The 22,722-nt window shown below is 36.0% G+C and carries 20 protein-coding genes; 12 read left to right on the top strand and 8 right to left on the bottom strand.

The window, feature by feature from the left end; all coding sequences use genetic code 11:
* Positions 1–22: 22 nt before the first annotated feature.
* The 8 genes from BLV64_RS07350 to BLV64_RS07315 all read right to left on the bottom strand — a co-directional run bounded on the left by BLV64_RS07350 (position 23) and on the right by BLV64_RS07315 (position 10,284).
* On the bottom strand, positions 23–610 hold the full coding sequence (locus BLV64_RS07350; RefSeq protein ID WP_092133555.1) for a DUF2911 domain-containing protein: 588 nt from the start codon (positions 608–610) through the stop codon (positions 23–25).
* 9 nt (positions 611–619) lie between these two features.
* Positions 620–3,337 carry a heavy metal translocating P-type ATPase gene (locus BLV64_RS07345; RefSeq protein ID WP_092133554.1) on the bottom strand — a complete coding sequence of 906 codons (2,718 nt, stop codon included), beginning with the start codon at positions 3,335–3,337 and terminating at the stop codon, positions 620–622.
* Positions 3,338–3,420: 83 nt separating this feature from the next.
* Positions 3,421–4,584, bottom strand: a complete 1,164-nt coding sequence (locus tag BLV64_RS07340) for a TolC family protein (protein ID WP_092133746.1) — start codon at positions 4,582–4,584, stop codon at positions 3,421–3,423.
* Between the two features lie 160 nt (positions 4,585–4,744).
* On the bottom strand, positions 4,745–5,113 hold the full coding sequence (locus tag BLV64_RS07335) for a four helix bundle protein (RefSeq protein ID WP_092133553.1): 369 nt from the start codon (positions 5,111–5,113) through the stop codon (positions 4,745–4,747).
* Positions 5,114–5,207: 94 nt separating this feature from the next.
* The gene (locus BLV64_RS07330; RefSeq protein ID WP_092133552.1) at positions 5,208–8,945 is read right to left on the bottom strand and encodes an efflux RND transporter permease subunit; all 3,738 of its coding nucleotides are present in this window, start codon (positions 8,943–8,945) and stop codon (positions 5,208–5,210) included.
* A gap of 107 nt (positions 8,946–9,052) precedes the next feature.
* Complete coding sequence (locus BLV64_RS07325; RefSeq protein ID WP_092133551.1) at positions 9,053–9,466, bottom strand: HYC_CC_PP family protein; 414 nt, start codon at positions 9,464–9,466, stop codon at positions 9,053–9,055.
* Positions 9,467–9,559: 93 nt separating this feature from the next.
* Positions 9,560–9,949 carry a rhodanese-like domain-containing protein gene (locus BLV64_RS07320; protein ID WP_092133550.1) on the bottom strand — a complete coding sequence of 130 codons (390 nt, stop codon included), beginning with the start codon at positions 9,947–9,949 and terminating at the stop codon, positions 9,560–9,562.
* 23 nt (positions 9,950–9,972) lie between these two features.
* Positions 9,973–10,284, bottom strand: a complete 312-nt coding sequence (locus tag BLV64_RS07315) for a rhodanese-like domain-containing protein (RefSeq protein WP_092133549.1) — start codon at positions 10,282–10,284, stop codon at positions 9,973–9,975.
* A gap of 447 nt (positions 10,285–10,731) precedes the next feature.
* Between BLV64_RS07315 and BLV64_RS07310 the strand changes: the two genes are divergently transcribed.
* The 12 genes from BLV64_RS07310 (at position 10,732) to BLV64_RS07255 (ending at position 22,623) form a co-directional block, all read left to right on the top strand.
* The gene (locus BLV64_RS07310) at positions 10,732–12,126 is read left to right on the top strand and encodes an anthranilate synthase component I family protein (RefSeq protein ID WP_092133548.1); all 1,395 of its coding nucleotides are present in this window, start codon (positions 10,732–10,734) and stop codon (positions 12,124–12,126) included.
* 19 nt (positions 12,127–12,145) lie between these two features.
* On the top strand, positions 12,146–12,712 hold the full coding sequence (locus BLV64_RS07305; protein ID WP_092133547.1) for an anthranilate synthase component II: 567 nt from the start codon (positions 12,146–12,148) through the stop codon (positions 12,710–12,712).
* Position 12,713: 1 nt separating this feature from the next.
* Positions 12,714–13,706, top strand: a complete 993-nt coding sequence (trpD, locus tag BLV64_RS07300) for an anthranilate phosphoribosyltransferase (protein ID WP_092133546.1) — start codon at positions 12,714–12,716, stop codon at positions 13,704–13,706.
* 23 nt (positions 13,707–13,729) lie between these two features.
* A complete protein-coding gene (gene trpC, locus BLV64_RS07295) occupies positions 13,730–14,509 on the top strand; it encodes an indole-3-glycerol phosphate synthase TrpC (RefSeq protein WP_092133545.1) in 780 nt (259 codons plus the stop codon).
* Positions 14,510–14,537: 28 nt separating this feature from the next.
* On the top strand, positions 14,538–15,176 hold the full coding sequence (locus BLV64_RS07290) for a phosphoribosylanthranilate isomerase (protein ID WP_092133544.1): 639 nt from the start codon (positions 14,538–14,540) through the stop codon (positions 15,174–15,176).
* Positions 15,166–16,347: a tryptophan synthase subunit beta gene (gene trpB, locus BLV64_RS07285; RefSeq protein ID WP_092133543.1), complete on the top strand. Its 1,182-nt coding sequence runs from the start codon at positions 15,166–15,168 to the stop codon at positions 16,345–16,347. The genes BLV64_RS07290 and trpB overlap by 11 nt, the downstream gene beginning before the upstream one ends.
* 204 nt (positions 16,348–16,551) lie before the next feature.
* Complete coding sequence (gene trpA, locus BLV64_RS07280) at positions 16,552–17,313, top strand: tryptophan synthase subunit alpha (protein WP_092133542.1); 762 nt, start codon at positions 16,552–16,554, stop codon at positions 17,311–17,313.
* A 13-nt stretch (positions 17,314–17,326) separates the two neighbouring features.
* Positions 17,327–18,853 (top strand): carbon-nitrogen hydrolase family protein, encoded by a 1,527-nt coding sequence (locus tag BLV64_RS07275; protein WP_092133541.1) that lies wholly within the window; start codon positions 17,327–17,329, stop codon positions 18,851–18,853.
* A 413-nt stretch (positions 18,854–19,266) separates the two neighbouring features.
* Positions 19,267–19,881, top strand: a complete 615-nt coding sequence (locus BLV64_RS07270) for a hypothetical protein (protein WP_092133540.1) — start codon at positions 19,267–19,269, stop codon at positions 19,879–19,881.
* 119 nt (positions 19,882–20,000) lie between these two features.
* Positions 20,001–21,329 (top strand): Na+/H+ antiporter NhaA, encoded by a 1,329-nt coding sequence (gene nhaA / locus BLV64_RS07265; RefSeq protein ID WP_092133539.1) that lies wholly within the window; start codon positions 20,001–20,003, stop codon positions 21,327–21,329.
* A gap of 59 nt (positions 21,330–21,388) precedes the next feature.
* Positions 21,389–22,153 carry a Rossmann-fold NAD(P)-binding domain-containing protein gene (locus BLV64_RS07260; RefSeq protein WP_092133538.1) on the top strand — a complete coding sequence of 255 codons (765 nt, stop codon included), beginning with the start codon at positions 21,389–21,391 and terminating at the stop codon, positions 22,151–22,153.
* Between the two features lie 17 nt (positions 22,154–22,170).
* Positions 22,171–22,623 carry a tRNA (cytidine(34)-2'-O)-methyltransferase gene (locus BLV64_RS07255; protein WP_092133537.1) on the top strand — a complete coding sequence of 151 codons (453 nt, stop codon included), beginning with the start codon at positions 22,171–22,173 and terminating at the stop codon, positions 22,621–22,623.
* Positions 22,624–22,722: the final 99 nt, after the last annotated feature.

Genomic DNA, 22,722 nt, shown 5'->3' with positions numbered 1-22,722 from the left:
TGTGTTAACAATTCCTATAATATTAATTAATAGTGAAGGGAAATTCGATTTTCACTTTCTCCCAAGCCATCGAAATAGTTCCATTTTTATCATCTATTTTGTTGATTTTATATTCTAGATGTTCTGTGATTTCTTCTGATAATTTTGGTGTAATTTTAAATCGAATAACATCCTCTTTTTCATCATATTCATCTTTACCGTGTTGCTCCCAATTTTTGTTAATCATTACTGTCCAGTCGCCTTTTGACGGAATTGTAAAAAAGCCATATTTCCCTTTAGGAAGCGTTTCTCCTTTTATGATTAAATCTTTATTAGTTTCAATCCAAGTAGCCATATGCGCTCCTGCTTGCCACACTTGGTCATAACCAACTAATCCACCAAAGATGATTCTATTCCTTACTCCTGGTGATGAATAGTCTATATGAATATGAGCATCACCAATCATTGCCATAGCTGATGTATGCGGACTTAATACTTTCTTTTTTGAAGTTTCCTCATTTATGGAATTTGTAATGTGATTTTCATGGTTGTTTTTTTTTACTTGTTTTGTTTCTTCCTTACAACTCAAAACAGAAAGTATCATCATCAGTACTAGTAAAATGTTTTTCATATTTATATATTAAATGTTAATAGTTCTTAATCTTAAAGCATTAGCAATTACCGAAACCGAGCTAAAACTCATTGCTAAAGCTGCAATCATTGGGGATAATAACAAACCGAAAACAGGAAATAAAACACCTGCAGCAACGGGCACACCTAAAGTGTTATAGACTAATGCAAAAAATAAGTTTTGTTTGATGTTTTTCATCACACCGTGACTTAAATTCTTCGCTTTTACGATGCCATTTAAATCACCTTTTACAAGCGTAATTTCTGCACTTTCTATAGCGACATCTGTCCCCGTTCCCATAGCTATTCCGACGTCACTTTTCGCCAATGCAGGCGCATCGTTAATCCCGTCACCTGCCATAGCAACTACTTTTCCTTCGTTCTGTAATTTCTCTACCACCTTCAACTTATCTTCTGGTAACATACTGGCTTTAAAATCGGCAAGATGTAATTCAGAAGCAACGGCTTGAGCGGTATCATGATTATCACCTGTAAGCATAATCACAGCAATACCTTTATCTTGAAGTTCTTTAATTGCCTTAGCACTAGTTGCTTTAATTTTATCCCCAATAACCACATAACCAACAACCATTTTGTCTACGGCTAAATAAGACACCGTCTTTCCTTGTTTTTGATAGGTTTTAGCTTCAGCCTCCATTTCAGACGAGATGATAGCGTTCGCATACTTCATCATTTCTGGGTTTCCTAAAGCTGTGGTTTTACCATTCACTTTACCTTCAACACCTTTACCAGTAACCGCACTAAAAGCCTCTGATTTTAATACTTCCGTTTTCTTTTCCTTTCCGAATTTTACCGTGGCTTCAGCTAAAGGGTGTTCAGAATTACTATTTAAAGACACTATATATTGAAGCACTTGCTCTTCGGTATAATCGGTCCCAAAAGCACCAACTTTTTCAACGGTTGGTCGTCCTTCTGTTATCGTTCCAGTTTTATCAATAATAAGGGTATCTACTTTATCCAATTTCTCTAAAGCTTCCGCATTTTTAATCAGCACGCCATTTTGAGCACCCTTTCCAACACCAACCATAACAGACATGGGCGTTGCTAATCCTAAAGCGCAAGGACAAGCAATAATTAACACCGCAATGGCATTAACAAAGGCATAAACATAAACAGGTTCTGGTCCCCAAATAGCCCAAACCCCAAAGGTTATTAGAGAAATCAGGACTACGGCAGGCACAAAATAACCCGATACTCTATCCGCTAGATTCTGAATTGGCGCACGACTTCTACTCGCATCATTAACCATATGAATAATTTGAGACAGTAAGGTGTCGCTACCTACTTTTTCAGCTTTCATAAGAAACACCTGATTCCCATTTATAGTTCCACTACTCACCTTATCACCTTCCACTTTATTTACAGGAATAGGTTCACCAGAAATCATTGATTCATCAACGGTAGTTTCACCTTCAGTTATAGAACCATCTACAGGAATTTTATCTCCTGGTTTTACTTTAAGAATATCGCCCAATTCTATCTTATCGATACTCACCTCAACATCTTCACCATGAACAACTTTGGTTGCCTTATTAGGTGCTAGTTTTAACAACTCTTTTACTGCCGAATTGGTTTTACTATGGGCACGAGCTTCCAAAAGCTGACCTAAAAGCACCAAGGTTAAAATAACTGTTGCCGCTTCAAAATACACGTGAACAGCTCCTGATTCTGATACAAATTGCTCCGGAAAAATTCCAGGAAACAACATGCCAAATACACTAAACAGCCACGCAGCTCCTGCTCCAATTCCAATCAGTGTAAACATGTTTAGATTCCATGTTTTGATACTTCTATAAGCACGTTCAAAGAACATCCATGTGGCGTAAAACACCACTGGAATAGATAATGCAAACTGAATCCAGTTCCAGTTTTGTTGCTCCATAATATCGTACAACGGATTATTTGGAACCATCTCACTCATAGCGATAATGAAAATTGGTAGTGTGAATGCCAAGGCAATCCAAAACTTTTTCAGCAGCTTATTATAGGTCTTTTCTTCAGAAGACAAATCGGCTTGCATGGGCACTAAATCCATTCCGCAAATAGGACAAGCTCCTGCTTCGTCTTCAACTATTTCAGGATGCATTGGGCAGGTCCACTGTTCGGAATTGATTGCCGACAAGTTTTGTTCTTCCACCAAATCCATTCCACATACCGGACAATCGCCAGGCTTGTCATAGGTTTTATCACCTTCACAATGCATCGGACAATAAAATGTACCGGTTCCTTCACCCTTTGGTTTTGCCGCTTTTTCTTCGTGCTTAGGTTGTTCTCCTGGATGGTGAATACTATAACTCCCGCCATCTTTTTTTAAGGCCTCTTGAAAAGTTTCTAAAGGAATATGAGATGCCATTTCAATAAGCGCTTCCTTCTTTTCTAAATTCACCGTTGCTTTTAAAACACCTTCCACTTCGGAAAGCGTTTTTTCAACGTGACTCCGGCAACCATTACAGGTCATTCCGTGTATCTTATACGTATGTAGCATAGCACCTTCATTTAGCTTGTGAATGGAATAGGTGTCTCCTTCCTTTTTTAAAGCCTCTTGAAAAGTCTCCAAAGGAATATGAGATGCCATTTCAATAACAGCTTCTTTCTTTTCTAAATTCACCGTTGCTTTTAAAACACCTTCCACTTCGGAAAGCGTTTTTTCAACGTGACTCCGGCAACCATTGCAGGTCATTCCGTGTATATGATATGTGTGTTTCATAATTGTTATGTTATAGACCTAACAGGTTTTAAACACCTGTTAGGTCAGTTATTCATTTTAAAGCTAATCATAAAATGCAACAATTAATTCGTCACATAATTTATGAAGGCCGATTGCACAAAATAGTTTTTTACGGATTCCACTTGATTCATTTGAAACTTCAATTGCAATTCTTGAATGTCTAAAACATCATTAAAATCAATTGTTCCTGTTTCGTAATTTTTAATTAGAATTTCTTCGGCATCTTCTGCGCGTTTCAAGTTTTGAACTTGCGTATCAAAAGAAATTCGCGATTGATTACGTTGAGAAATGGCTTTCGCTAATTCGGACTTCAACATATTCAATCGTTCAGCTTTTTGCGATTGAATTTCTTGTTTTCGCAAATCGTTTTGAATGGTCTGCGATTTATACTTTTTATTAAAGATAGGAATTGATACGGAAACCATTGGCATAACCATATCCTTATAAGAACTGGTAATCATCGGACTGTTTTCTTGATTGATATATTCCACTCCGAAACCAATCATTGGTCCTCCCTCTTTTTTGTTCAGTAATTCAGACTGATTTACCGATTCATACAGCTTGTCGTATTTAAGTAACTCCGGATTAACCTGTAAGCTATCGTAGCTATAATAGCTATCGTCTTGCGGAATTTCTAAAGTAGACAGCACAGACACCTTGCTATCATAATCGCGATTCAGTAAACTATTTAAAGCTGCTTGTAAGCCTTCGGATTTCTGAGTCAACACCTCTTTTTGTTCCTGTAACTCGTTTTGTCTAATCTGAAGTTTTAAAACATCTACTGCCGATGCCTTCCCGACTTCTAAAGAGGTTAATGCAATCTGCTCATAGGATTGCAAAAGGCTAATATTCTTTTCTAAAACCTTTTGTTTGGCGTCAATTTCATAAAGCTGATAATACAATTGCGAAACTGAAAGCGCTAACTTTCGTTTCGCTATAGTTATTTCTAAATACTGCGAATCGGCCATAGAAGAGGCATAATTTTCTCTTGCCGTAATAGTTCCAAACCAAGGCAACATTTGCATTACCGATACTCTAAAACGTTCCATTGGCATGTTCATTTCTGGTGATACCGCCATGAATCCGAAATTAAATTCAGTATTTGGAATACTATTGACTTCGTTAACTTTCTCTGAAGCAATTTTATGCTGAAAATCGAATTTTTGAATTTCAGGATTGTTTTCTAGTGCTTCGTTAATTAACACGCCTAATTCTTGACCTTTCATAGAGTGAAAAGTGAAAAGTAAAAAACATATTAATAGCAAAATTCGAGGCTGGAAGCTAGAAACTGGAAGCTGGAAGCTACGTACTAAATTTCGGGTCTTGGAAATTAAAAACGAACTAGTAGACACGCTAATTGCTTTCCTTATTTTAATATTTGATTTTTTATTTCTCATAATTTCTCCAATTTTGATGAAGCTTCGTTAACATTTTACCGACTCTATCGTTTCTTTCTGTAAGCTCTTTATATTTTTCTGTAGACAAATAACCACAGGAGTGAGCGTAATTCAGCCATTCTTCAGTTTCAGAATTGGAACCTAACGAGTGAATTAAGTGTTGCTTAAAAACAGAATCATAACTCCTCTTAGCCCAACCTTCGCTAATGTTTGCACTTACAGAACGAGAAGAACGAACAAGTTGAGAAGTCAAGGAATACACCTCTTCTTTCGGAAATTTTCGGGTTTCCCAAAAAATATCCATGGCCAAATCGAAAGCCAACTTATGAACTTCTAAATCTTTATAAGACTTTATCATATTTCTAAATCTTTTCTAAATTCTAATTTATAATACACCAAGTTCCAGCATCCAACGTCGAGCTTCGGGCTTCGAACATCTAATTTTTCACTAATCACTTTTCGTTTTTCACTTTCATCTCCGCTCTCCAGCTATACAGCACAGGTACAACAAACAGAGTTATTAGCGCGATAAGCATTCCTCCGAAACTTGGAATAGCCATTGGTATCATAATATCACTTCCACGCCCTGTTGAGGTTAATACTGGTAGTAATGCTAATATGGTTGTAGCTGTTGTCATTAAACATGGTCTGATACGTTTTTCTCCTGCTTCTACAATCGATGCTCTAATTTCTTTCTTGGTATCAGGTGAATTTCTATCGAAAGTTTGCGTTAAATACGTTGCCATAACCACACCATCATCGGTAGCAATTCCGAAAAGTGCAATAAACCCAACCCAAACAGCCACACTTAAATTAATGGCGTGCATTTGGAATAAATCTCGCAGGTTTTCACCAAAGAAATTGAAGTTTAAAAACCAGTCTTGACCATAGAGCCAAATCATAATAAATCCGCCACCAAATGCCACAGCAATTCCCGTAAATACCATTAATGAGGTGGTTACCGAACGGAATTGGAAGTACAGAATTAAAAATATAATGGCTAAAGCTAAAGGAACCACAACCGATAGTGTTTTTTCTGCACGCAGCTGATTTTCATAGGTTCCAGTAAACTCATAACTAATTCCTTTTGGCACGATTAACTTTCCGGATTTAATATGCTCTTGAATCAACGCTTGCGCACTTTCAACCACATTAACTTCAGCGAAACCTTCTAATTTGTCAAACAATACATATCCTACTAAGAAGGTGTCTTCACTTTTAATTACTTGCGGACCTTGCTCATAACGAATATTTGCTAATTCACTTAAAGGCACTGGATTTCCTTTTTCAACAGGAATATAAATTTGCTCTAAATCGGAAGGATTTCCTCGTAATTCTCTTGGGTAACGTACACGAACTCCGTAACGCTCTCTACCTTCGACCGTTTGGGTAAGCGACATGCCACCAACAGCGACTTTTAAAACCTCCTGCACATCGGCAATAGAAATTCCGTAACGCGCAATTTTCTCTCTATCAATATCAATCAACAAATACGGTTTACCAACAATCCTATCGGCAAAAACAGCTTCTTGTTTTACACCTTCGGCATGTTTAAGAATACCTTCTAATTGCACTCCAAAAGCTTCAATCTGTTTTAAATCTTGACCTTTTACTTTTATTCCCATTGGTGCTCGCATTCCTGTTTGAAGCATTACCAATCGGGTTTCAATAGGTTGCAATCTAGGTGCAGACGTTACTCCTGGTAATTTAGTTACTCTTACAATTTCATCCCAAATATCATCAGGTGATTTTATTTCTGGTCGCCAATTTCGGAAGAATTCACCATCCTTATCTGGAATGAGTTGCGCGTTCGTGATTTTGGTTGAAGTGGAATTGATTACCGATTTGTTGATGTTTTCATTTGAACTTTCAACTAAATTTTCATTATAAACCAATCGTCCATCTTTCAATTCAAACAATCCATCATCATTCACTTTATAACGCTGACGTTCGTTATCTTCATTCAGCATATATTCTGGCTTATACTGAATAATATTCTCGTACATAGATAGTGGCGCTGGATCTAAAGCAGACTCTGTTCTACCGGCTTTTCCAACCACCGTTTCGATTTCTGGAATACTAGCAACTGCCATATCTAATTGTTGTAGAACACGTTTGTTTTCTTCCACTCCAGAATGCGGCATGGATGTCGGCATTAGTAAAAAGGAACCTTCATTTAATGATGGCATAAACTCTTTACCTGTGTTTTTCATAATGAAGAATCCTGCCACAATAATTGCGGTTGGAACAGATAAAAACAATACTTTATTATCTAAACACCATCTCAAAATCCGAGTATAGAATTTGATAAATAATGAAAATGCACCTAATAGTCCGAAGCAAATGACTCCAACAAAAATCAGGTTCCAGAAGATGCTTTTATCGACACCCAACGGTCTCCAGTATTCCGCTAAAAGGAAGACGATAGCGGATGCTGAAATAACAATATTAATAAGGTTTGCTCGTTTTGCATCAACAATATCTTGAAGTTTTAAAATACCTGTAACTCCAAATGCTATTAAAACAATCCCCAACCAATAGCCATAGAAAAGCCCAGCTATTCCCGCGAGGATTAAAGCTGTGTTTAATATATAGCTGAAACTCTTTTTAATACTTTTTCTTCTGAATAAAAATGCTGCAAACGGCGGAATTAAGAATAAAGCCACAAGTATGGAAGCCGTTAAAGCAAAAGTCTTTGTGAATGCTAATGGTCGGAATAATTTTCCTTCGGCACCAATCATAGTAAATACAGGAATGAAACTAATAATAGTGGTCATTACTGCGGTTACGATAGCTCCAGAAACTTCTGCCGTGGCATTATAAACGACAGTATTTATAGACTCTTTACCGTCATCATCATCGAGATGTCGAATAATGTTTTCGGATAATATCACCCCCACATCAACCATGGTCCCAATAGCAATGGCAATACCTGATAAAGCAACAATATTGGCGTCGACATTAAAGAGTTTCATCGCTATAAATACCATGAGCACCGCAACAGGTAGCAGTCCGGAAATTAAAATGGAAGCACGCAGATTGAACACCATGATGATAATCACCAAAATGGTAATTAAAATCTCCAAGGTTAGTGCTTCGTTTAAGGTTCCTAAAGTTTCTTGAATCAGCTCGGAGCGATCATAAAAAGGAACAACGGTTAGCTGAGACGTTCTGCCGTCGGCTAAAACTTTAGAAGGTAATCCTGTACTTAATTCACTAATTTTTTCTTTGACGTTATTAATGACTTCCATTGGGTTGGCTCCATAACGTGCCACTACAACACCACCAACGACCTCAGCACCTTCTTTATCTAAGATCCCTCTTCGTGCTTCAGGACCTAAAGCTACTTTAGCAATATCTTTAATTCGAATAGATTTGTAATCTTCCGAAGTCACCACAGCATTTTCAATATCTGATACGGACTTTACATAGCCTAAACCACGCACTAAATATTCGGCTTGATTAATTTCTAAAGTTTGAGCTCCAATATCTTTATTACTATCCTTGACTGCTTTTACCACTTGGTTTAAACCAATATTGTATTGACGCATCAATTCGGGATTCACATCAATTTGATATTCCTGGACGTAACCACCAATAGACGCTACTTCAGAAACACCACTTGCAGATGACAAGGCATATTTCACATAGTAATCTTGAATGCTTCTCAGTTCGTGTAGATCCCAACCACCAGTTACATTTCCATTTTCGTCACGACCTTCTAAGGTGTACCAATAGATTTGTCCTAAACCGGTTGCATCTGGACCTAATGTTGGCATAACACCGTCTGGCAGCAATCCGCTAGGTAGGGAATTCAGTTTTTCTAAAATCCGACTACGACTCCAATAGAATTCTACATCCTCTTCAAAAATAATATAGATGCTAGAAAACCCAAACATAGACGAGCTACGAATGGTTTTTACCCCTGGAATTCCAAGCAAGGTTGTAGTTAAAGGATAGGTAATTTGGTCCTCGATATCTTGAGGTGAAATGCCATCCCATTTGGTGAATACAATTTGTTGGTTTTCACCAATATCCGGAATAGCATCTACGGCTACAGGATTGCTTGGTAAAAATCCAGTATCCCAATTAAAAGGTGCGTTTACTGTTCCCCAACCTATAAAAAGGACAAGTAATAAAACGGCTACGAGTTTATTCTCTATTAGAAATTTAATGCTTTTATTCAGCATGAGTTTTGATAATTAAACAGTTAGACATTGGCGTATAGAAAACACCGAATACAAGAAATCATCCTAATGAATTGAATCACTGGATAACACAGTCTATTGTTTAAAAATCAAATTAAGTAAGTCTCGTCAAGTTTGAAGATCTCTTTAGTGACGAGGGGTGGTTTATAGGCCTCGAAAGACGTTTTCTTTTTATCAACACTTTCAAAAAGGTTGATATAGCTGTATACAAATGAAACAATAAATACTTGTTGCTCAAGCGTGATTTGCTCCGCATGAAGTTGTAATTCATCTTGACCGTCTACAACAACCTGCTCATCACTACAACAGTTCTTTTTAGTAACAGAACAACCTTCCGTTAACGGATTTTCCATGTCCATTCCACAAGTTTTCACTTGTTGGAAAATGGCTGTATCCATTAATGTATCTCCACAAAAATGCATATCAATAGTAAATGACATTGTAGAGAATAACACTACAATCGCCATCGACAAAGACACTATTTTATGGATTAGTTGTTTCATAATTGCTTACGAAGATACAAAAAAAATAATCGCTAAATTTTGCTTAACAAAAAATTAGCGAATAGTACTATAAATGTATGGGTTTGCGAAATACTAGTTATTCACAGTATTAAATTTAGCATGTTCCCATTTTGAAAACCCTTCGGTTAAATCATATATTTTTTTAAACCCTGCTGCTTTCATTTTCTGTGCACACTTTGCACTTCTATTTCCTGATCTACAGTATAACACTACAGGTTGTTCTTTATCTAACGATTCTATATCTGCGTCAAAGGTCTCTGAACTGATATCAATATTTTGAGCGTTAATAATGTGACCAAGATCAAACTCCTCAGCAGTTCTTACATCGATTAACTGCACTTTTTCAAGCTCCATTATTAAATCCATCTCTTCGCGACTCACCTCGGTAATCACCCCCTCAGACGACTTTTCACATCCTAAAAAACTTAACGCTACGACTAAAATTAAAACTAGTTTCTTCATAATTATTTTATTCCACGTTATTATTAAATTGTTTTTTCTCCTGTCCATTCCGAAAAGCCTCCCATAAGATTATACGCATTTTCGAAGCCCATTTGATTCATGATCTCACAAGCTTGACCACTTCGTCCGCCCGATCTACAATAGACATAATAATTTTTACTTTTATCTAACGCTTCCAACTCATAAACGAAGGCCTGCCCTTTAAATATATTCATGTTAATAGCGTTCGGAATGTATCCCTCACCAAACTCCTCTTCTGTGCGCACATCTATTAGGACGGCATTGTCATCATTTTTTAGCTTATCTGCCCAAAGCTCTTGTGTTAAATCTGCCATAATAATTATTTTAGATTACAAAGTTAAGGTTTTGCTTTTTCCTTCCAATAGGAAAAATATGTTTTATTACTAAAAACCAATAATCAAAAATCACAACACGCAATTAACATTTCTTGTAAATTTATCTTATTTTCACTGTTAATTTTTTTAGAAAACCATCAGCATAAATCTAAATTTAAAACCAATTTAGATTTCAATAAATACGTGTAACTAAAAAACAAATTGCGTTTTAACAGATATTTATAAGGGATTTTAAATTTTCATTTATATATTTGTCCCATATCAAAAAACAAAATGAACACAATTTTAAATACAACGTGGTGGTGGAATTCTCGAAAATTAACAATCGTGAACTAACCCTATTCGTATAATTTAAATCAAAATATATTGAAAAAAGGCTTGTCATTCACGACAAGCCTTTTTTTTTTGTATTATAAAATTTCAACAATGAAAACTTTTAGTCTTTACACCCATTATAAAAAAATACTTGCAGACACTATTACTCCTGTTAGTATTTACCTTAAAATAAGAGACAAATACCCTAATAGCATTTTACTAGAAAGCAGTGATTACCACGCTAGCGATAATAGTTTTTCTTACATCTGTTTTAATCCCATAGCCTCAATAAAAATTGATAGCAAAAGAATCACACAAACCTTTCCTGACGGTAGTGAAATGGTCAATAAAACAAAGAATGTAGCTGAAAAAATCCACAAATTCACAAAACGTTTTAAGGTCGCTTCTAATGATGAGTTTAAATTTCATAACAACGGAATATTCGGATATACAGCTTACGACGCGGTAAAATATTTTGAAGACATAGAAATTTCAGAAAAACCTAATTCCATAGACATTCCTGATATCTACTACGCCGTGTATCAAAATATTATTGCCATTAATCACTTTAAGAACGAAGCCTATATTTTTGCTCATTGTCATGATACCGAAAATAATATTGATGAAATCCTTCAACTTATAAAATCGAAAAACTTTTCAACTTATAATTTTACCACAGATTCTGAAATTTCATCTAATCTTACCGATGAAGAATACAAGGACCAGGTCGAATTAGCAAAAACACACTGTGCACGAGGTGATGTCTTTCAGTTGGTTTTATCTAAAAAGTTTTCACAAAACTTTAAAGGTGACGAGTTTAATGTGTACCGAGCCTTACGAAGTATAAACCCCTCCCCTTATCTATTTTATTTCGATTATGGTGATTTTAAAATTTTTGGAAGTTCACCTGAAGCTCAATTAGTAGTGTCCAATGGTCAGGCTGAAATCCACCCTATTGCTGGTACTTTTAAACGTACGGGTAATGACTCTAAAGACATAGAGTTGGCGAAACAATTAGCGGAAGATGAGAAGGAAAATGCCGAACATATTATGCTTGTTGACTTAGCTCGAAATGATTTGAGTAGAAATGGTAGCGTCGTTAAAGTGGAAACTTATAAGGAGGCTCAGTTTTTCTCGCACGTCATTCACCTTGTTAGTAAAGTTACTGGTCAAATTAACAAAGGAACAAAAACCATGCAAGTAGTCGCCGACACATTCCCTGCAGGAACCTTAAGTGGCGCCCCAAAACATAGCGCCATGAAACTTATTGAAAAATACGAAAAAACAAGTCGTGTGTTTTACGGTGGAGCTATAGGTTTTATGGACTTTAATGGTAATTATAATCACGCTATTATGATACGAACCTTTTTAAGTAAAAATCACACCCTGCATTGGCAGGCAGGCGCTGGATTAGTTTCTAAATCCGAACCCGAAAGTGAATTACAAGAAGTGTATAACAAATTAGGGGCTTTAACAAAAGCCATAGAATTAGCAAAAGACATCTAAATAAGATGCTATCCCTTATATGAAAAAGATATTAGTAATAGATAATTATGACAGCTTTACTTATAATCTCGTCCACTATTTAGAAGATTTAAATTGTAAAGTTACCGTAAGAAGAAATGATAAATTAACCCTAGAGTTTGTCGATAAGTTCGATAAAATAGTACTCTCTCCTGGACCGGGAATTCCTGACGAAGCAGGACTATTAAAATCCATTATAAAACACTACGCCTCCACCAAAAGTATTTTAGGCGTATGCTTAGGATTACAGGCTATTGGTGAAGTTTTTGGCGGACAATTAATAAACTTAGACACCGTTTACCACGGTGTTTCAACACCGGTAAATGTAATTGTAGACGATGAGCCCTTATTTAAAGGTTTAGAAAAAACTTTCGAGGTCGGTCGTTACCATTCTTGGGTCCTTAGCACGGTGCTACCTGATAGTTTAGAAGTCACGTCTTTTGATAACAACGGACAAATCATGTCGATAAGACATAAACTTTATGATATCAAAGCCGTGCAATACCACCCAGAATCGGTATTAACACCCAATGGAAAACAAATTTTAGAAAACTGGATACAGAGTTAAAATGAAAGCAATATTAAATAAACTTATTAATCAAGAACACATGTCTAGCGAAGAAGCTAAAGATGTGCTCGTGAAAATATCTAAAGGCAAGTATAACCAAGCGCAAATCACCTCATTCTTAACCATATATATGATGCGCAGCATTACTATAGATGAGTTAAGAGGTTTTCGCGATGCGCTTTTAGAATTGTGTATCCCTGTAGACCTATCTGAATACAACACCATTGACCTGTGTGGCACAGGTGGTGATGCTAAAGATACGTTTAACATCTCTACGCTATCCTCTTTTGTTACCGCTGGTGCTGGAGTTCAAGTTGCTAAACACGGAAATTACGGCGTATCTTCTGCTTCTGGATCCTCTAATGTTATGGAGGCTCTAGGGATCACTTTTTCTGATAAACCTTCAGAATTAAAAAAAGCTTTAGAAGAAACTAATATTTGCTTTTTACACGCCCCTTTATTCCATCCTGCGTTAAAAAAAGTGGCTCCAGTGAGAAAGGACTTAGGACTTAAAACATTTTTTAATATGCTAGGCCCCATGGTTAATCCGTCGTTTCCAAAGCATCAATTGGTAGGCGTATTTAATTTAGAATTACAGCGTATTTACAATTACCTTTATCAAGACACTGAAATCAACTATAGTATTGTCCACGCCTTAGATGGTTATGATGAAATTTCTTTAACAGGGCATTCGAAAATCATTTCAAATCAATCAGAAAGCATTTTATCTCCTAAGGATTTAAATATACCAACTATTGAACCTAAGGACATTTATGGAGGGAAAAGCGTTAAGACCTCAGCAAAAACCTTTTTAAAAATTATAAATGGAGACGGTAGTGATGCTCAAAACAATGTGGTCTGTGCCAATGCCGGACTAGCAATAGCTATGGTTAAAAATCTAAGTCATACCGAAGGCTTTGAACTTGCAAAAGACTCTTTGTTTGGATTAAAGGCTAAAGCGAGTTTAAACAAATTAATTGCACTAAGTGAATAATTAACCGCCTAAGAATACTAAAAATGAATATACTATTACGCATTGTAGCCGACAAAAGGCAAGAGGTAAACCTCCGGAAATCAGTGGTTCCCTCCTCTCAATTAGAGCGCGCAGAATTAGTTAACCGAACACCCTTTTCTTTAGCCAATCGTCTTAGAGAAAGTACAACAGGTATTATCGCCGAGCACAAACGACGATCACCATCAAAAAACGTAATTAATCATAGTTTTGCTGTCTGCGAAGTAGCCAAAGGTTACGAAAACGCTGGAGCGAGTGCGCTATCGGTATTAACAGATGCTAAATATTTTGGAGGATCGCTAGATGATTTAATTGTAGCACGTGCGAGTTGTAGTTTACCCATTTTACGTAAAGAGTTTATAATAGACACCTATCAAATCTTAGAAGCCAAAGCGTATGGTGCCGATGCTATTTTATTAATTGCTGCGATATTAACCCCCGAAGAGATACTACAATTCTCTACTTTTGCAAAACAATTGGGTTTAGACGTTTTATTGGAAATACACAATACTGACGACCTTAAAAAATCACTATTACCAAGCATCGATATTATAGGTGTTAATAACAGGGATTTAAAAACCTTTACGGTGAGTCTAGAAACAAGTAAAACACTAAGCAGCTTAATCCCTGAAGAGTTTGTAAAAATATCTGAAAGCGGAATAAGTTCGGTGGCTGCCGTTAAAAGCCTTCAACCTTATGGTTTTAAAGGCTTTTTAATAGGAGAACATTTTATGAAAACCGATAATGCCGGTCAAAGCGCCAAAGCCTTTATCAATCAACTATAAAAATAACAACAACAATAAAAATATACAGATGAAATTAAAAGTATGCGGAATGAAATCTGAAAGTAACATTTTAGATGTGGCAAGCGATGTGAAACCTGATTATATGGGCTTTATTTTTTACGAAAAATCGCCGAGATATTTTAATTCTGAAGGTCCAGAAATCTCTGAAGACATCAAAAAAATTGGCGTGTTTGTAAACGCTAAATTAGATTTTATCGTCGAAAAAATTGAAAAGCACAAACTTCAAGGTGTACAATTACACGGTGACGAATCGCCAGAGTTCTGTGCTCAGGTACGTGCCTTTGACGTGATTGTTATTAAAGTGTTTTCTATTAAAAATCAATTTGATTTTAAAGTTTTAGAGCCTTATGAAGAGGTTTGTGATTATTATATGTTCGACACTAAAGGAAAAGAACCCGGAGGTAACGGATATACTTTTAACTGGAACGTTCTAAAAAAATACAAATCATCTAAATCTTACTTTTTAAGCGGAGGTATTGGAATGGACGAACTAGACGCTTTTTTATTATTCTTAAAACGTCCAGAATCTGATTTATGCTGTACTGTGGATTTAAACAGTAAATTCGAATCCACTTCAGGCTTTAAAGACATAAAACTACTAAACGATTTTAAATACCAACTTATAAAGCACGGTTATGTCCTATAATGTAGATAGCCAAGGCTATTACGGTGATTTTGGAGGAGCGTTCATACCAGAAATGCTTTACCCTAATGTGGAAGAGTTACGTCTAAACTATTTAAAAGTGATGGCTGAGCCGTCTTTTCAAGCAGCTTTTAACGCGCTTTTAAAAGACTATGTTGGTCGTCCGTCACCCTTATATTTTGCCAAGCGACTATCGGAAAAATACAACACCAAAATCTACTTAAAACGAGAAGATTTAAATCATACTGGCGCGCATAAAATAAACAATACTATTGGTCAGATTTTAATGGCTCAACGCTTGGGAAAAACTCGAATTATTGCTGAAACTGGTGCAGGACAACACGGTGTTGCTACCGCTACAGTTTGCGCATTAATGGGGTTAGAATGTATTGTGTATATGGGGGCAATAGACATAAAACGCCAAGCTCCAAATGTAGCACGAATGAAAATGTTAGGCGCCACAGTGGTTCCTGCCAATTCAGGAAGTAAAACATTAAAAGACGCTACTAACGAAGCTATTCGCGATTGGATTAACAACCCCGTAAACACCCACTACATTATTGGGAGTGTCGTTGGTCCGCACCCCTACCCAGATATGGTTGCGCGTTTTCAAGCTGTTATTTCCGAGGAAATCCAATGGCAACTACAAGATAAAGAAGGCCGAAAAGAACCAGATTATATTATTGCCTGCGTGGGTGGCGGTAGTAACGCCGCCGGTGCTTTTTATCATTATCTCGATTCGCCAAGTGTTCAGTTAATTGCTGCCGAAGCCGCAGGATTAGGAATTGATTCTGGCGAAAGCGCAGCGACATCGTTTCTAGGAAAAGAAGGTATAATTCATGGTAGCAAGACGCTGCTAATGCAGACTTCCGACGGACAAATAACCGAGCCCTACTCTATTTCGGCGGGATTAGATTATCCTGGTGTCGGACCAATGCACGCGAATTTATATAAAACTAAACGTGCGGAATTTGTTGCTATTACCGACGACCAAGCCATGGCATCCGGACTTGAATTATGCAAATTGGAAGGTATTATTCCTGCTATCGAAAGCTCACATGCTCTTGCCGTTTTTAAACAAAAAACCTTTAAACCCGATGATATCGTTGTTGTGAGTTTATCGGGACGTGGTGATAAAGATTTAGAAACCTATATGAGACATTTCGAGCTATAAATTAATTGCGTAACAAAAAGAGTACAAGATTTACTTTATCTTTCTTTTGCAACCCATAGGTGCTCGATTTTTACAAAATGGGATTGCCATTAAAAGTTAAGAACACAAGTAACATAATGAATAGATAGGATTTTTAATGTAACAACAAAGTCCTAGACGAATTTTACAGAACATTTAAAATCCCGAAGTATTTGGGTCGTACAAATGAACAGAATACAAGAAAAATTAAAGGTAAATAAAAAACTACTTTCCATTTATTTCTCGGCAGGGTACCCTTCAATGGATGATACGGTAGAGATTATTCAAGAGTTAGAAAAAAACGGTGTAGATATGATTGAAATCGGATTGCCGTTTAGCGACCCTTTAGCCGATGGCCCAACGATTCAGGAGAGCTCCACACAAGCCTTAAAAAACGGCATGACTTCTCAGGTTCTCTTTAATCAGCTAAAATCGATTAGAGACTCGGCTACTATCCCTCTTGTAATTATGGGGTACTTTAATCCTATTTTACAATATGGTGTAGAAGCCTTTTGTAAATCATGTCAGGAAGTAGGAATTGACGGATTAATTATTCCTGATCTTCCAGTTGATGTTTACGACACACACTATAAATCTACATTTAAAAAATACGGATTAATTAATATCTTTTTAATCACCCCTCAAACTTCTGCCGATCGTATTCGATATATCGATTCCATTTCAGAAGGTTTCATTTACATGGTGAGTAGCTCCAGCACAACAGGAGGGCAAGTGGGCTTTCAAAAAGAACAAACCGATTATTTTGAACGCGTTGCCAAAATGAATCTAAAATCACCATTAATAGTTGGTTTTGGAATCTCTAATCACGACACTTTTACACAAGCAACTCAACATACAAAAGGAGCCATTATCGGCTCTGCATTTATTAAACACCTCTCTGTAAAAGGTATTAAAAATATAGATACTTTTGTAAAAAACATTTTATAGTAATGGCCTAACAATGGAAGATATAGAAAACATAAAATTAGAATATTTACGTATAGAAGACTACGAGGAGCTTAAAGAAGCGATGATAGAATCTTACGTTACCATGCCCGACTTGTATTGGAAAAAACATCACATTAAAAAGCTGATAGACATTTTTCCTGAAGGTCAAGTCGTAATTAAAATTAACGACCAGATTGCCGGTTGTGCCCTATCTATTATTGTGGATTATGACAAACTAGATAATCACCATACCTATAAAGACATTACAGGAAATGATACGTTTAATACCCATAGACCTGACGGTGATGTTATTTATGGGATTGATGTATTTATCCGTCCTAAATTTAGAGGCTTGCGTTTAGGCCGTCGTTTATACGATTACAGAAAAGAACTTTGTGAACGTTCTAACCTTCGCGGCTTAGCATTTGGTGGTCGTATTCCTAATTACCATAAGTATTCTGACACATTAACGCCAAAACAATATTTAGAAAAGGTAAAAAGCAAAGAAATTAACGATCCCGTTTTAAACTTTCAAATTTCTAATGATTTTCATCCTACTAGGGTTCTTAAAAATTATTTACAAGGCGATACATCCTCTGGAGACTATGCCATATTACTAGAGTGGGATAATATTTATTACGAAAAAGAGAATAAAAAAGCGAGTTCGGTAAAAACTGTTGTACGCTTAGGCCTTATACAATGGCAAATGCGTCCTTACAAGGATATGGATGAGCTCATGCAACAAGCCGAGTTTTTTGTGGATGCTGTCTCGGGGTATCGTAGTGATTTCGCTGTATTCCCTGAGTTTTTTAATGCGCCACTTATGGCAGAAAACAATAATTTATCAACACCAGATGCTGTTAGAGAACTCGCTAAACACACCCAAGAGATTGTGTCTCGATTTGCTCAATTGGCCATTTCCTATAATATTAATATCATTACAGGAAGCATGCCTGAAATGGTAGATGATAAACTTTACAACGTTGGGTATTTATGTCGTCGTGATGGAAGCTTAGAGCGCTATGAAAAGTTACACGTTACACCAGACGAAGCTAAGGTTTGGGGTATGGTTGGTGGAAATAAACTTCAAACCTTCGATACCGATTGTGGAAAAATAGGTGTTTTAATCTGTTATGATTCTGAATTCCCAGAATTGAGTCGCTTATTGGCCGACGAGGGTATGGACATCTTATTTGTGCCCTTTTTAACTGATACCCAAAATGGATATTCGAGAGTGAGACATTGTGCTCAAGCGAGAGCTATAGAAAACGAATGTTATGTTGCCATTGCTGGAAGCGTTGGAAACTTACCAAAAGTTGAAAATATGGATATACAATTCGCCCAATCTGCCGTATTAACGCCTTGTGACTTCGCCTTCCCTTTAAACGGTATTAAAGCTGAAGCAACAACAAACACAGAGATGATTTTAATCGCCGATGTAGATATCGATTTATTGCGAAACCTTAATGAATATGGTAGCGTAAAAAATTTAAAGGATCGTAGAAAAGATTTATTTACACTAACAAAATCATTTAAATAATACGACCATAAGCTATTATTTTAAATAAATCACCGAAAACTAACCTCTTAGTTTTCAAACCCTTTTTAAAGCACAAAAAAACCGTACACCCACTAGTGTGCGTTTTTTTTATGCCGAAAAAGTAGCGACACCCGATAAGTTAAAAATCATCATTTCAAGAACAAAACCACAAGGAATTCACAGTTTTAAAACAAATACCGACCAGTGGACACAAATTCTTTAACAAAAAATTAAAAACCGGTAAGGTAACATACTATAAAATAAATGTTTACTTTTGTAAAACATAAAAAGTATTATCCCTTTACGTACTTTTTCTACATTAATAAATTTCACACTAAAACAATTTAATCAAGGCAAGGGAAACTTCTGTACGACAGTACGGAACAGTTATATTAATTAACAATTGTCTATTTATGAAAAGAGCAAGAGTATCTTCAGAACAAGATTGGCTAAACCTACTTGAGGAAGCCATAGCAAACGGTGTTAAAATTCAAGTAAACCACAGGTTTAAGTACAAAGGCAGAAACCTAGGAACTTTCCTAACTGGAGCCAAACGCAAAAACAAACCTGAATTAATAAAAAAAATTGAAGACTTAGGTCTTGATTTTAGAATGCATAGTAAAGATCCCGAAGATTTTTTATGCCGATACATCAAAGAGCTTCGCGAAAATGAGAATCCGGTTAAACAACAATACATTACGCGTTTTAACTCTTACATCCTACCTAAGAAATCCATACTTAAAAAAGAAACAAAAAAAGAGTTAAACGAAGTTTGGAAAGAAAAGTTTGGTGACCGCAGAAAATGGACTAAACCAGAAACTACAGAGGATAAAATAAGACGTTGGAAAGAATTTCGCTATGATGAAGAAAAAAATCCTGATGGAAAATGGTTTCATTATAAACGAATCATAGGAAAATTATACAACTGGGTTTACACGAGAAAAACTAACCCTGAAAAGATGGAAGCTCTCGTGCATCATTTTAATGCCAAAGAGATTAAAGAACTAAAAAAAGAAGGCTTTTTTTAATTTTTAATTAACATACGGCAGAATAATAGTATTGAAAAAATCAATTATTTTTACATTTAAAACAAGTTAGTACTGTTTTGATAAAAAAAGAGTGCTAACTCCTATAATTATACTATTTAATGATAAAACGCATCATCTTATCTCCAATTCAAAAATTCGTGAAAACTGAAAGTTTAGCTGGAATTTTACTGTTTAGTGCAACAATTATTGCTCTAATTTGGGCAAACTCACCTTTTGTGGATAGCTACCAGCAACTATGGGAATATAAGATAGGCATCTCCTTTGAAAATTTCGAATTAAAAAAACCGTTATCCTTATGGATTAATGATGGGTTAATGGCCATTTTCTTTTTCTTAATTGGATTAGAACTTAAAAGAGAATTACTAATAGGTGAAATAAATACGGTTAAAAAAGCTGCATTTCCACTTGTGGCTGCTTTAGGAGGAATGATTATTCCTGTAGTGATGTTCTTAACTTTAAATCAAGATGCAGACACCACTAAAGCTTGGGGGATTCCTATGGCTACAGATATTGCCTTTGCATTGGCCATATTAAGCACCTTGGGCAAACGTGTGCCTCTTAGTTTAAAAATATTTCTAACAGCCTTTGCTATTATTGATGATATTGCAGCTGTATTAGTAATTGCTATATTTTACAGTACAGATATTAATTGGGACTATATTCTTTACGGGGTTATCTTAATTGGAATCTTAGCAGCCTTTTACAATAAAAAGAAATATACTATTGGCATTGGCTTGGTACTAGCTGTAATTATTTGGTTCTTATTCTTAAAATCTGGAATTCACCCAACAATTGCAGGGGTACTCTTAGCTTTTACTATTCCTATAAAAAGAAGAATCAATTTAAGTTTATTCTCAAAAAATCTAACCTCGATATCCGAGAAAATTATTACGGAGTCTGATGGTAAAGAAAAACACCTACTAAGTAATGAGGAAATTAATCATATTGACGATTTAGATAACCTTACTGAAGCCGTACGTTCACCATTACAAGATTTAGAACAACGACTACATCACCTTACAGCGTACTTCATACTTCCTGTTTTTGCTTTTTCGAATGCAGGTGTAGTGATAAGCATGAATTACAACTTTAATTTCGAACTACTTACTAATATCGCAATAAGTTTATTTATCGGAAAGTTTATTGGTGTTGCACTATTCTCTTACCTAGGCTACAAACTTAAAATTACACGTCTACCAGAGGGTGTTAGATTCATTCATATTCTAGGTATTGCCTGTATCGCTGGTGTAGGATTTACGATGTCTATATTTATAGGAAACCTTGCTTTTAGTAATGATCTTACAAACATCAACTCAGTTAAAGTAGGTATTATACTTGGTTCTCTATTAGCAGGGGTTTCGGGGTATCTTATTCTAAGACTGAGCGGAAAAAAACCAATAGACAAGGTAGCCTCGGAAACTAAATAACACTTTAAAAACACAACAGCACTAAACTTATTTAGTGCTGTTTTTTTTCATTTATACTTATGACTAAAACTATAAGTGTTTTAGGTTGTGGTTGGTTGGGCAAACCTCTAGCTTTAAAATTAAGTGACAACTATGTCGTTAAAGCCTCTAATAGAACACATGAAAACAGGAGCACATTTGAACACCATAACATCATTCACTATATCATTGATATACAAGACGAATCGCTTGTTCGCTCTGAGTTTTTAAAAGCTGACATTTTAGTGCTACCAATTGCCCATAAGAACAGCTCTGATTTTAAGCGATTGATAGCATCCATAGAAAAGTCTTGGATAAAACAGGTTATCTTTATAAGTTCTACTTCAGTCTATGAGAACAAAAACACTATAGTCACTGAAGAGACACCAACCAACAGCAGTGATTTAGCACAAATTGAACAGCTCTTTTTAAAGGCAAAAAACTTTGACACTACACTTATTCGGTTTGCGGGTTTGTATGGCTACAACCGCAACCCCGTAAACTTTATATCTAGCACAAAGACCATGTCTAATCCTGAAGGCTATATCAACCTTATTCACCGGGATGACTGCATCGCTATTATCGAAAAAATAATAAGTAAAAACTTAGGTAACACTGTATTTAACGCCTGTTGTAGTTCTCACCCCAAGCGAAAGGACTTTTATACTGGACTGGCAACAAAATATGGTAAGCCCCTACCCGAATTTGAGGCGACTTCTAAAGACCGTTTTAAAATAGTCTCTAATGACAAGTTAGTACATACCCTAAATTACACTTTTATACATAACGATTTAACCACAATCTAATAATAAACCTAGTAAAAATGCCACTAAATATTGTTTTAATAGAACCTGAAATACCAAATAACACAGGAAACATAGGCCGTTTATCTTTAGGCTCAGGATCTCGCTTACATCTCGTTAAACCATTTGGTTTTGAAATTAGTGACGCCCGACTTAAGCGTGCTGGCTTAGACTATTGGAAACATATAGACATTACTATTTACGACAGTAAAGAGGAATTTTTCGAGAAAAACAAAGAGGCCAATATGGTCTTTCTTTCTAGTCATGGTACACAATCCCATTGGGATATCCCTTTCGAAGATGATTTGTTTTTAGTTTTCGGAAAAGAATCTTCAGGACTACCCGAATCTATTACCTCAGCTCATCAAACAGCGCTCTATAAAATACCGCTGCACAGCGAACATATTCGCAGTTTAAATATAGCAAATGCGGTAAGCATTGTGGTGTATGAAGGCTTAAGGCAATTAAAATAAACACCTAACCCACAACAGCATACAGAAGCGATTTTAGTTTCACCGATATAAAAATTAGTGCTACTTTATTTTTATAAGTTTGTAAAAGCTATTTATAAA

It is taken from the genome of Bizionia paragorgiae, from assembly GCF_900107625.1.
Taxonomy (GTDB): Bacteria; Bacteroidota; Bacteroidia; order Flavobacteriales; family Flavobacteriaceae; genus Bizionia; species Bizionia paragorgiae.
Note: the sequence above shows the minus strand (reverse complement) of the source record. Positions and strands in the feature narration are given on the sequence as shown.

Bases quoted from the DNA above. Each gene is read 5' to 3' on its own strand.
- BLV64_RS07350 (WP_092133555.1), bottom strand. From the start codon at position 610: ATGAAAAACATTTTACTAGTACTGATGATGATACTTTCTGTTTTGAGT.
- BLV64_RS07345 (WP_092133554.1), bottom strand. From the start codon at position 3,337: ATGAAACACACATATCATATACACGGAATGACCTGCAATGGTTGCCGG.
- BLV64_RS07340 (WP_092133746.1), bottom strand. From the start codon at position 4,584: ATGAAAGGTCAAGAATTAGGCGTGTTAATTAACGAAGCACTAGAAAAC.
- BLV64_RS07335 (WP_092133553.1), bottom strand. From the start codon at position 5,113: ATGATAAAGTCTTATAAAGATTTAGAAGTTCATAAGTTGGCTTTCGAT.
- BLV64_RS07330 (WP_092133552.1), bottom strand. From the start codon at position 8,945: ATGCTGAATAAAAGCATTAAATTTCTAATAGAGAATAAACTCGTAGCC.
- BLV64_RS07325 (WP_092133551.1), bottom strand. From the start codon at position 9,466: ATGAAACAACTAATCCATAAAATAGTGTCTTTGTCGATGGCGATTGTA.
- BLV64_RS07320 (WP_092133550.1), bottom strand. From the start codon at position 9,949: ATGAAGAAACTAGTTTTAATTTTAGTCGTAGCGTTAAGTTTTTTAGGA.
- BLV64_RS07315 (WP_092133549.1), bottom strand. From the start codon at position 10,284: ATGGCAGATTTAACACAAGAGCTTTGGGCAGATAAGCTAAAAAATGAT.
- BLV64_RS07310 (WP_092133548.1), top strand. From the start codon at position 10,732: ATGAAAACTTTTAGTCTTTACACCCATTATAAAAAAATACTTGCAGAC.
- BLV64_RS07305 (WP_092133547.1), top strand. From the start codon at position 12,146: ATGAAAAAGATATTAGTAATAGATAATTATGACAGCTTTACTTATAAT.
- trpD (WP_092133546.1), top strand. From the start codon at position 12,714: ATGAAAGCAATATTAAATAAACTTATTAATCAAGAACACATGTCTAGC.
- trpC (WP_092133545.1), top strand. From the start codon at position 13,730: ATGAATATACTATTACGCATTGTAGCCGACAAAAGGCAAGAGGTAAAC.
- BLV64_RS07290 (WP_092133544.1), top strand. From the start codon at position 14,538: ATGAAATTAAAAGTATGCGGAATGAAATCTGAAAGTAACATTTTAGAT.
- trpB (WP_092133543.1), top strand. From the start codon at position 15,166: ATGTCCTATAATGTAGATAGCCAAGGCTATTACGGTGATTTTGGAGGA.
- trpA (WP_092133542.1), top strand. From the start codon at position 16,552: ATGAACAGAATACAAGAAAAATTAAAGGTAAATAAAAAACTACTTTCC.
- BLV64_RS07275 (WP_092133541.1), top strand. From the start codon at position 17,327: ATGGAAGATATAGAAAACATAAAATTAGAATATTTACGTATAGAAGAC.
- BLV64_RS07270 (WP_092133540.1), top strand. From the start codon at position 19,267: ATGAAAAGAGCAAGAGTATCTTCAGAACAAGATTGGCTAAACCTACTT.
- nhaA (WP_092133539.1), top strand. From the start codon at position 20,001: ATGATAAAACGCATCATCTTATCTCCAATTCAAAAATTCGTGAAAACT.
- BLV64_RS07260 (WP_092133538.1), top strand. From the start codon at position 21,389: ATGACTAAAACTATAAGTGTTTTAGGTTGTGGTTGGTTGGGCAAACCT.
- BLV64_RS07255 (WP_092133537.1), top strand. From the start codon at position 22,171: ATGCCACTAAATATTGTTTTAATAGAACCTGAAATACCAAATAACACA.